At 70.3% G+C, this 7,633-nt stretch carries 10 protein-coding genes; 6 read left to right on the forward strand and 4 right to left on the reverse strand.

Going from position 1 to position 7,633, the window contains the following annotated elements; genetic code table 11:
* The 6 genes from RIE08_00005 to RIE08_00030 form a co-directional block, all read left to right on the forward strand.
* Nucleotides 1-444: VOC family protein (locus tag RIE08_00005; GenBank protein MEQ8715969.1), on the forward strand; the 444-nt coding region annotated here is incomplete at its 5' end.
* Nucleotide 445: 1 nt separating this feature from the next.
* A complete protein-coding gene (locus tag RIE08_00010; GenBank protein ID MEQ8715970.1) occupies nt 446-988 on the forward strand; it encodes a hypothetical protein in 543 nt (180 codons plus the stop codon).
* 36 nt (nt 989-1,024) lie between these two features.
* The gene (locus tag RIE08_00015; GenBank protein MEQ8715971.1) at nt 1,025-2,182 is read left to right on the forward strand and encodes a CoA transferase; all 1,158 of its coding nucleotides are present in this window, start codon (nt 1,025-1,027) and stop codon (nt 2,180-2,182) included.
* On the forward strand, nt 2,179-3,006 hold the full coding sequence (locus RIE08_00020; protein MEQ8715972.1) for an alpha/beta hydrolase: 828 nt from the start codon (nt 2,179-2,181) through the stop codon (nt 3,004-3,006). The genes RIE08_00015 and RIE08_00020 overlap by 4 nt, the downstream gene beginning before the upstream one ends.
* Before the next feature lie 5 nt (nt 3,007-3,011).
* A complete protein-coding gene (locus RIE08_00025) occupies nt 3,012-3,980 on the forward strand; it encodes a cyclase family protein (protein ID MEQ8715973.1) in 969 nt (322 codons plus the stop codon).
* Complete coding sequence (locus RIE08_00030) at nt 3,977-4,966, forward strand: asparaginase (protein ID MEQ8715974.1); 990 nt, start codon at nt 3,977-3,979, stop codon at nt 4,964-4,966. Before RIE08_00025 ends, RIE08_00030 begins: the two co-directional genes overlap by 4 nt.
* A 107-nt stretch (nt 4,967-5,073) precedes the next feature.
* Here RIE08_00030 and RIE08_00035 read toward each other — a convergent pair whose 3' ends face one another.
* The 4 genes from RIE08_00035 to RIE08_00050 all read right to left on the reverse strand — a co-directional run bounded on the left by RIE08_00035 (nt 5,074) and on the right by RIE08_00050 (nt 7,444).
* A complete protein-coding gene (locus RIE08_00035; protein MEQ8715975.1) occupies nt 5,074-6,039 on the reverse strand; it encodes a sigma-70 family RNA polymerase sigma factor in 966 nt (321 codons plus the stop codon).
* Between the two features lie 87 nt (nt 6,040-6,126).
* Nucleotides 6,127-6,615 carry a VOC family protein gene (locus RIE08_00040; GenBank protein MEQ8715976.1) on the reverse strand — a complete coding sequence of 163 codons (489 nt, stop codon included), beginning with the start codon at nt 6,613-6,615 and terminating at the stop codon, nt 6,127-6,129.
* A gap of 3 nt (nt 6,616-6,618) precedes the next feature.
* Nucleotides 6,619-7,041, reverse strand: a complete 423-nt coding sequence (locus RIE08_00045; protein MEQ8715977.1) for a VOC family protein — start codon at nt 7,039-7,041, stop codon at nt 6,619-6,621.
* A gap of 100 nt (nt 7,042-7,141) precedes the next feature.
* On the reverse strand, nt 7,142-7,444 hold the full coding sequence (locus RIE08_00050; GenBank protein MEQ8715978.1) for an antibiotic biosynthesis monooxygenase: 303 nt from the start codon (nt 7,442-7,444) through the stop codon (nt 7,142-7,144).
* Between the last annotated feature and the right edge of the window lie 189 nt (nt 7,445-7,633).

Raw genomic sequence — 7,633 nt, forward strand, 5'->3', positions numbered from 1 at the left:
CGACGCTCTTCCGATCTCCGGGACGAGGTGGCCGGGCTGACGTTCCTGAGCAGCAACCCCGAACACGAACACCACATGCTCCTGTTGCTGCCGGGCCGCGTCGGCGAGGACACCGTCGTGCAGCAGATCTCGTTCCGATGCACGACGCTCGCAGACGTGATGGCGTTCCATGAGCGCCTGGTCGACGCCGGCGCGTCCATCGACAAGGTGCTGAACCACGGCAACGCCGTCGGCGTCTACTTCTGGGACCCGGAGGGCAACCGCTGCGAGGTCTACTGGCCGACAGAGCTGCCGGCGGCCCAGCCGTTCCTCAAGGACATAGACCTGCGCCGTCCCGAAGAGGACGTCCTGGCGACGGTGCGAGCCGACGTCGAGGCCCACGGCGCGCAGGGCTACATCGAACCCCACTACAGGCGCCCACCGGCCGGCGACACGGAGGACTGACATGGACACGGCGGAGGCACTCAGCGACATCGTGGCGGCCGCGACCGCCCGGGACCTGCCCGCCGTGCGCGAGGAGGTCTCCCGGCTCGTGGCGGACCCCGCCAAGCTGTTCGCGGCCATTCCCGAAGCCGAGGGCCCGCTGATGCAGCCCCTGCACGTGGCCGACGACGTGACCGTGATGCACGTGGTGTGGGGGCCGCGGATGTACCTCGGCCCCCATGATCACCACATGTGGGCGTGCATCGGCATCTACTCGGGCCGCGAGGACAGCCAGCTGTACCGCCGGGAGGGTTCGACCATCGAGTCGTCCGGTGGCCACAGCCTCGACACCGGCGAGACGGTGATGCTCGGAGAGACCGCCATCCACTCGGTCCACAACCCGCTCGGGCGCCTCACCGGCGCCATCCACGTCTACGGCGGCGCGTTCCTCACCGAACCGCGCAGCGAGTGGGCGGTGGAGACGATGGCCGAGTCCCCATCGAGCGGCCAGCGAGTACGTGAGATGTTCACCCGTCACGCCGAGGCGTACGCGGCGGGCAACTGATCCGTGCCGTCGACACAGTCCCATCCGCTGCACGGCGTGAAGGTGGTCGAGCTGGCCCACGTGGCGTCGGGCCCGTTCGCCGGGATGCTGCTCGCCGACCTGGGTGCAGACGTCGTGAAGATCGAGTCCGCGGCCGGCGACATGATGCGGGGCTGGCCGCCGGTCGAGGACGGTCCGGACGGGTCGGGATTCAGCCACAACTTCGCGTCTCTGAACCGCAACAAGCGCTCGGTGATGCTCGACCTGAAGGATCCGGCGGACATCGAGACGGCCCGGGGCCTGATCGGCGCGGCCGACGTGCTCGTGGAGAACTTCCGTCCGGGGGCGCTGGACCGTCTCGGGCTGGGTTTCGAGGACGCTCGACGGGTGAACGACCACATCGTCTACTGCTCGGTGTCGGGCTACGGGCACGCCAGCCCGTTCGCGACGAGGGCGGCGTTCGACGTGGCCGTCCAGGGCGTGTCGGGTCTCATGAGCGTGACCGGCGAGGAGGAGGGCATCGCGGTCAAATGCGGTGTCCCCGTCGCCGACTTCGTCGCCGGGCTGTACGCCGTGGTGTCGATCCTGGCGGCGCTGAGGTCCCGGGACCGTGACTCCCAGGCGGTGCGGGTGGACTGCGCGATGGTCGGTGCGCTGCTCGGCATCTCGGCGCTGCAGACGAGCGAGTTCTTCGGCACGGGCCGGGCGCCGCGTCGTCTCGGCACCGCCCACCCCCGCAATGCCCCGTACCAGGCGTTCCAGGCGTCGGACCGGCCCTTCGTGATGGCCGCCGGCAACGACCGCATGTGGGCAGATCTGTGTTCTCTGCTGAGTCTCGAGGATCTGGTCGACGACGAGCGGTTCGCCACCCAGGCCGTGCGGGCGGCCAACCACCGCGAACTCGCGGAGATCCTCGGCGCCGAGTTCACGGCACGCTCGGCGGATGAGTGGATCGCCGCGCTCGACGAGGCGGGCATCGCGTGCGCGCCGGTCAACGACTTCGCCGAGGCTCTCGAGGATCCGACGGTGGTGGCACTGGACCTGCTGCGGGACCTGCACCTGCCCAACGGCGTGGAGACGAAGACCGTCGCCTACCCGGTGGGGATGTCCACCCACGACTTCGCGGTCTACCGGGATCCCCCGGAGCTGGGCGCGGACACCGACACGGTCCTCGCCGAATGGCTGGGCGCAACGGAGCCGGAGGACAAGACATGACCGATGATGACGAGATGATCGTCGCCGACGGAGTCGAGACGCGGGTGCGGGTGACGGGCGAGGGGAACCCTCTCGTGTTGATCCACGGGTCCGGCAACCACCTCGAGGTCTGGGGCCGGGTGGTGCCGCTGTTGGCGAACAGGTTCCGGTGCGTCACCTACGACATGGTGGACCACGGCTGGTCCGCCGACTCCGACCACGACGCGACGATGGGCGACTACGTGGGCCAGCTACGGGGGCTATTGGACGCGCTCTCGCTCGAAGCGCCGGTCCTCGTCGGCCACTCGCTCGGCGCCGGCGTCGCGCTGCACACGGCGGTGGCCGACCCGGGCGCGACGGCCGGGGTCGTTGCGGTGTCGGGCTCCGGGCGCCGCCCGCCGAAGGAGAAGGCGGTCCGTCTCGCCGACCTGTCGGAGGCCGCTGCCCGCAACCCCGACGTGGATTCGGTCCGGGCCCGACTCGGCGGGATCGTCGTCGACCCGGCGACCGTCGAGGACCTCATCGGGGTCCGGATGGAACTGCTGGAACGTCCGGGCGCGCTCGCCCGGACCAAGCGGGTGGTGGCGCGGCTACGCGTCGATCCCCCGCCGGGCGCCGCCGAGGCCCTGTGGGAGCGTCTCGCAGCCTCGGGGGTGCCGCTCGGCGTCGTGTGGGGTGCGGACGATCCCGTCACACCGGTGTCCGATGCTCAAGACCTGGCCGGCGCCGTGCCCGACAGCCGCTGTGTCGTCATCGACGACTGTGGCCATCTCCCTCAGTACGAACGGCCAGCGGAGTTCGTCGAGGCTCTGTTGGCGACGCTGTCCCCGACCAAGAAGGGATGACCCCGATGCCCGATGTCACCACCGTCCGCGAGCTGTGCGACCGGTTCTCGAACTGGGGCCGATGGGGCGACGACGACCAGCTCGGGACGCTGAACCACATCACCCCGGACTGCCTGATCGCCGCCGCCCAGCTGGTCGAGAAGGGAAAGGTGATCTCCCTCGCGGCCCCGTTCGGCGACGACGGCCCCCAGGCTGGCGGTGGCGCCCTCGGCCGGTTCAACCCGATCCACCTGATGACCCGGGACGGCAACGACGCCGCCATGGGCACGACGCCGCGGGACTTCTTCGGCGGGCGCGATGGTCACTTCCGGTCCGCGGACGACATCGTGATCATGCCGTTGCAGTGCTCGACCCAGTGGGACGGGCTGGCACACGTGATCTTCGACGACACGATGTGGAACGGCAAGGAAGCGTCGCTGGTGTCGAGCAAGGGCGCCCTCGTGAACGCGATCTCCCAGTTGCGGGCGCAGGTCAGCGGGCGGGGTGTGCTGTTGGACGTCGCCCGCCACAACGGGGTCGAGTGGCTTCAGCCGGGCCACGCCATCGGCGCCGACGAGTTGGCGGCGTGCGCCGACGCGCAGGGCGTGGAGGTCCGCCGGGGCGACATCGTCCTGGTCCGCACGGGTCAGATGGCCCAGGTGGCCGCCGAGGGCGGGTGGGGTTCGTTCGCCGGGGGCGACGCGCCCGGGCTCGGTCTCGACTCGGCGTCGTTCTTCGCGGAGCGCGAGGTGGCGGCCCTCGCCACGGACACCTGGGGGATGGAGGTCCGCCCCAACGAGACACCCGATGTCTTCCAGCCCGTTCACCTTGTCCTGATCCAGGCGATGGGCATGACGGTCGGCGAGATCTTCGACCTCGAGGAGGCGGGTGCGGACTGCGCCGATGACGGGGTGTACGAGTTCTTCTTCTGTGCGCCGCCGATCCCGTTCGAGCGGGCGGTGGCATCGCCGATCAACCCTCAGATCTTCAAGTGACGGAGTCGTCGGCGCCGCTACTGGTCCTCACGACGGGCGGCACGATCGCCGCGGTCAGCGATGATGCGACCGGGGTAGTGCCCGGCGACGGGGTGGACCGGCTCACCGCCGGGTTCTCCGGCGGTGAGATCGTCGTCGAGCAGGTGGCGTCGACGACGAGTTGGAACCTGACGGTCGACGACGTGGTCGACATCGGCGGGCGGGCTGCTCGGGCGCTGGCGGATGGCGAGGCACGCGGCGTCGTCGTCACCCACGGCACCGACACGCTCGAGCAGTCCTCGCTGCTGGTGGACCTGCTCCACGGGCCGGTCACCGGGCGCGGGCCGATCGTCTTCACGGCTGCGATGCGTGCGAGTGACGAACCGGGGGCGGACGGGCCGCGCAACTTCGCGGCAGCCCTGCGGGTGGCGGCCGAGCCGTCGGCCGCGGGACGCGGGGTCCTCGTCGTCGTCGACGACCTGATCCACCCGGCCCGCACCGTCACGAAGGTCCACTCACTCGAGCCGCCCGCGTTCCGGTCGACGCCGTGGGGTCCGCTCGGGACCGCGACACCCGATGGGGTCGAGTGGTTCCCGACGAATCAGCCGCCCTCCCCCGACTGGCCCGGTCCGCCCGAGCGTTCCGTGGACGTGGTGGCCTGCTACCCGGGGATGGACCCGGCGATCCTCGACCGGATCGTGGAGAACGGGACCCGGGGCCTCGTCCTGGAGGGCACGGGCGCGGGGAACCTGCCGGGCCACCTCGAACCGGCGATCATCGGCGCCGTCGAGTCGGGCGTGACCGTCGTCGTGGCGAGCCGGTGTGCCTTCGGCGGGGCGCGGCCTCGCTACGGCACCGCCGGTGGTGGCCGCACTCTCGCCGGACTCGGGGTGCTGACCGCTCGGCAACTCGGCCCACTGAAAGCCCGGGTGGCACTCATGGCCCTGCTCGGGACCGTGGACGATCCCGAGCAGGTGAGGACTGAGTGGCAGAACTCCGGTTTCTAACACCCAGTCCTGACGTCTGAGGCGCGGGTGACCTCGTCCCGAAAGATCTCGTCGCCGATCAGATGGCGATGATGGGCCAGCTCGGGCTGACCGAACCTCCGGGCTGATCAGTCCAGGTGGGCGGGAAACCCGAACCGCCCGAAAGCCTCGGTCTCCAGGAAGGAATGGACGGCCTCGATCCGGTCGCCGCGTAGCTCGATCACCTGCAGCGCCCAGGGGGCGTGGCCGCCGGCGGGGTCCACGCGGTACTGCGCGAACGCCGCGCAGCCGTTCGCCTGGCCGGGCAACAGGCGGGATCCCCTGCAACCGATCCCGGCACCGAGGTACCACTTGACGAGGTCGTCTCGACCCTGGAGCCACATGGCGTATGGAGGCATGGTCTGGACGACGTCTTCGTGCAGCAGCGCCGCGAGGGCGTCCATGTCGTAGCGCTCGAATGCGTCGACGTAGCGGGCGAGCAGCCGCTCCTGGTCGACCGACGGTGGCGGCGTCGCAGGGGCGGACGGCGCCGCGGCGAGCGTGGCCCGGCCGCGCTGCAGGGCGCTGTTGACCGACGCCGTCGACGTCTCGAGGAGGGTGGCGACCTCCGCCGCGGGCCACCGCAGCACCTCACAGAGCACGACCGCGGCCCGCTGACGGGCGGGGAGCCGCTGCAGAGCGCTGAGGAACGCGAGGCGGATTGTGTCCCGTGCCGCGGCGACGTCGGCGGGGTCACCGTCGAGGTCGATGACCGACGAGTCGGGGATCGGGGTGATCCACCCGCCGTCGGGCAGGACGTCGTCGAGGTGCACCGGGTCGGGCGTGCGTGACGGACCGAGGTCGATCGGCCGGGCGCGACGCTGGGGACTGCGGGCCATGTCGACGCAGACGTTCGTGGCGATGCGGTACAGCCACGTTCGCACGGTCGCACGTCCCTCGAAGCGGTGCGCGGCCTTCCATGCCCGCAGCATCGTCTCCTGCACGGCGTCCTCGGCCTCCGATCCCGATCCGAGCATCCGGTAGCAGTAGCCGGTGAGCTCGCGGCGATGGGACTCGAGGTCCGCGACGGCAGGGGTCGACACTGACGCAGTCACGTCGCCCATCGTAGGTCCGGCCCGCGCCGCTGACCGCCGCGCGGGCGCTGCGGCGCGGTGCCTCCCCCGCGCCGGGACCCGGTCCGCTCACAGTCCGGCGCCGTCGGCTCCGTCGGCTGCGGCGCGTACGGCGGCGATGTCGATCCTGGTCATCGACAGCATCGCGGTGAACGCCCGCTCGGCGCGTGCCGGGTCGGGATCGCCGAGCAGGGCGCCGAGCTCGTCGGGGCACACCTGCCACGACAGGCCGTAGCGGTCCTTGAGCCAGCCACAGTTCCCGGTCTGCCCGCCGGCGCCGAGCGCGTCCCAGTAGTGGTCGACCTCGGTCTGGTCGGCGCAGTCGACGAGCAGCGAGACGGCCTCGGTGAAGGGGAACTGGGGGCCGCCGTTGATGGCGGTGAACGGCTTGCCATCGAGGTCGAAGTCGACCGTGACCACGCTGCCCGCCGGTCCCGGTCCGGCCTCGGTGTAGTGGGCGACGCGGGTGACCGCGGAGTCCGGGAAGATCGAGCAGTAGTACTCGGCTGCCTCGAGGGCCTCCGTGTCGAACCACAGGTTGGTGATGATCCGGGGCATCGTTCAGCCCTCGCTGTCGTCGCGTTCGACGTTGACCATCCACGACACGCCGAACCGGTCGACGCAGGAGCCGAACAGCGGCGACCAGAACGTCTCCCCGATCGGCATCTGGACAGATCCGCCCTCCGCCAGGGCCTCGAAGATGCGGCGGGCCTCGTCGTGGTCGGTGATCGTGATGTTGACGGCCGCGCCTTTCACACCCGAACCGTCGCCGGTCGGGTCGTCGGAGGCCATGAGGAGGTCACCGTCACCGAAGGTGAGGGCGGCGTGCACCACGAAGTCGTCGGGGACCTCGAACGGGACCTCCTCGCCGTCAGGCAGGTCGGCGAGGCTCATGATGTCAAGCTGCCCTCCGAGGATGTCGCGGTATCGGCTCATCGCCTCGCGGGTGGTGTGGGTGAAAAAGAGGTACGGGTGTATCGACATGGGTCGTCTCCTGATCGGCTTTCTCGGGCTCCGGTGATGCAGACGGATCCGAGCGGGAAAAATCATCGCGCCGGGCGCGATCGCCGATTCGAACGGGGTTTCACACGCCGCGGCGTTCGTGCACGACCTCGCCGTGGGTCACCTCGGCGGAGGTGATGGCGCCGGGGACGATCTCGCCGAAGGCGGCGTGGAACGGGTGCTCGGCGTAGCGGACCATGTCGTCCGCCGTCTCCCAGACCGACATCAGCAGCCCGACGTGGGGGTCCTCGACGTCACGGACGATGTAGCGGTGGACCATCCCGACCTCGATGTCGTCGCGTCCGTCGACGTGTTCGAGGTACGCAGCGAGGAACTCGTCCCAGCGGCCCTCGGCGATGCGGACCTTCACGATGCGGGTGTGCACGTCGTCGCCTCCTCGTGTCGACCCGGGCCGATCATGGCGCGATCCGGCCGGCTAGTGGTGCGTCGTTGAAATAGCAAGGTGGGTTATGGTGGCAGTATGCCGGTGATGGTTGCTGCTGCGTTGAAGGTCTCCGACGCCGATCGGGTTGCGTTGGAGCGGATGTCTCGGTCGTCGTCGTTGCCGCACCGT

Source organism: Acidimicrobiales bacterium (assembly GCA_040219085.1).
GTDB lineage: Bacteria > Actinomycetota > Acidimicrobiia > Acidimicrobiales > JAVJTC01 > JAVJTC01.